Source organism: Moorena sp. SIO3B2 (assembly GCF_010692525.1).
Classification (GTDB): Bacteria; Cyanobacteriota; Cyanobacteriia; order Cyanobacteriales; family Coleofasciculaceae; genus Moorena; species Moorena producens.
In genome coordinates this window covers 1-2020 of record NZ_JAAHHE010000734.1, presented here as the reverse complement: position 1 = coordinate 2020, position 2020 = coordinate 1, and the positions used below count along the sequence as shown (strand labels likewise).

The following is a 2020-nucleotide window of genomic DNA, read 5'->3' as shown; positions in this document are numbered from 1 at the left end:
ACCGGTGTAAAGCAGTCGGTAAGTTCGATGGCGAGTGGTGTAAGTGAGTAAAAATGCTGCTGCTCCTGGCAAGTGTCCAGCTGGGAACAATTGAGCAGTGAGTCCCTCACAGAATTCTACAGGGGTAGCCCACGGGAGAGCTTGACAAAATGGGAGAATATCCTCAGGAGGCAGTTCCGGCCAGTTGAGTAGTAATAGTTGAGTCGTTACCTCACTAGCGTAGATTGGTAATTGTGGAAAAGTTTGGTGAAGAGCCAGCAATCCCTGACTATGGTCTGAGTGAGCGTGGCTACACAGGACTAAATCTGCTGGTGGTATCCCATCGGTCTGTAGGGGGGAAATGTCTTCTAATCCACAATCCAGCAGAATGCGGTGTGGCCCCATCTGCACCAACAAACAAACCCCTTCTGCACCATGACCAACACCGTAAGGAAAGCAGGTTAATCGGTCATCCTGATCAGAGGATGCTACTGGGCGTTGATTGCTCATGAGCTTCAACTTAAATTTTAGCTAATCCGGCTCCGTTAACCCACGTCTTACTAATCAGGGAAGGGTGAATGATTAAGCCTTGGAAGAGGCAGACAGAATCGGCGATCGCCAACGGAAAATAAGGTGGAACTATTTTTACTAAGGCTGCATCTTCCTTGAACGGAAAATTCAACAGATTCTTCCCCAGTCAAAACAAACGTGGTAGATTTGTCACTCCATACCAATTTAGAGGGGTTTGTATGCTCGATATACCCTATAGGTCACTCTGGAGTCCACAAGAACCCCACACCCTACCCCTTAGGGTGGGTGTGGGGAGTTCTCACCTAGTTTCCCTCCTTTCGAGGTCAGAGTCAAGAGGGTATAAAGACTGGCAACAACATCACCACAGTAGGGAGTTAACTAGGGAGGGACTGGTGAAGTCCCTCTAACCTCTAAGTGACGATTTCAATTTTTTGACACTACCCATGCCTACCTAGAAGGAAGGGGCTTGGGAAAACCCTCGTGAGCCCCCTTACACTCCCCACACTTCGGTCAGCTTCTAGCCTTTAGCCTCTGCTGTAATAGCAGAGGCGTGGGTTTTTCCAAGACTAAACCATGAATGCTTTTTGAAAGCTCAGCAGCTGACAGCTAAAGTAAATACTGGAAGCTTAGTGTGCAGAGCCGTTGCCGTGATAATCGTCTGAATCATAAAATCCATTCTTAGTCCCAAAAAACAGGCACAAAGCAGTAAATGCAATTGTTAGTACCACTAAAACCAGTTTTACTTCCATTTTCTTAATAACTCCTCATGGCTGTGAGAAAAAAGCGTCACGTTCATTGTAACTCCCTGTTTCGTCCAGAACCTGCCTCAATCCCCTGCCTAAGCTGTCACCCACTTAATTTTTGGGTTGAGGCTGATGGGGAGATGGGGAAATGGAGGTGGAGAGAGGGTTTCACGGTTTGTTTCATAAGATGAACAGATTCAATGTAGATCTGTCCGTGTTAGCTTCAAAGTCATAGCTACTGTAATATTTTTCTATTTCTCTATGATTATATATTCTTAATTTTTTAATTAGAGCGAGTATGGTATTATTTATATCAGTGTGTTTGTTGGGGTTTAAACGCCAAAGTGATAGTGAGCTTATAAAAAATGGCAACTACAAAGTACCAGCTTAGGGAGTACAGCTTAGGGAGTACCAGCTTAGTGCGAACGCTATCGGTAGTAACTTAGGTAAATTACGCACTATTTTAGAAGCTGCTAATCGGGAACGTAAACCAAACTTAAGGTTTTACCCTGCCAGACCGTTCTAGTTACCCTAAAACTGCGGAATTTTAAACCACCACAACCAAATAATCTAAATGATTGCTATAGCCGGTTGAAGTTTTAGATGAAAGAAATCTATAAAATTAAGCGTCGCCAATTCATTAAACTTAGCTCCGTGACTCTTGGTAGTAGTGTTTTGGCAGCTTGTAATAATCAAAGCTCTACACCATTAACGACAGAAAAAAAAGGTAAATTAGATAAAATAAAATTTGCTCTGGGCTGGAAAGC

At 43.9% G+C, this 2020-nt stretch carries 3 protein-coding genes; all 3 read right to left on the bottom strand.

Features of this window, described 5'->3' with window-relative positions:
- Nucleotides 1-489 (bottom strand): MBL fold metallo-hydrolase (locus tag F6K38_RS40425; RefSeq protein WP_287360485.1); only part of this gene is annotated, 489 nt, incomplete at its 3' end.
- 10 nt (nt 490-499) lie between these two features.
- Nucleotides 500-661: a hypothetical protein gene (locus F6K38_RS40420; RefSeq protein WP_287247583.1), complete on the bottom strand. Its 162-nt coding sequence runs from the start codon at nt 659-661 to the stop codon at nt 500-502.
- Between the two features lie 475 nt (nt 662-1136).
- The gene (locus tag F6K38_RS44685; protein WP_044492584.1) at nt 1137-1259 is read right to left on the bottom strand and encodes a DUF8629 family protein; all 123 of its coding nucleotides are present in this window, start codon (nt 1257-1259) and stop codon (nt 1137-1139) included.
- Between the last annotated feature and the right edge of the window lie 761 nt (nt 1260-2020).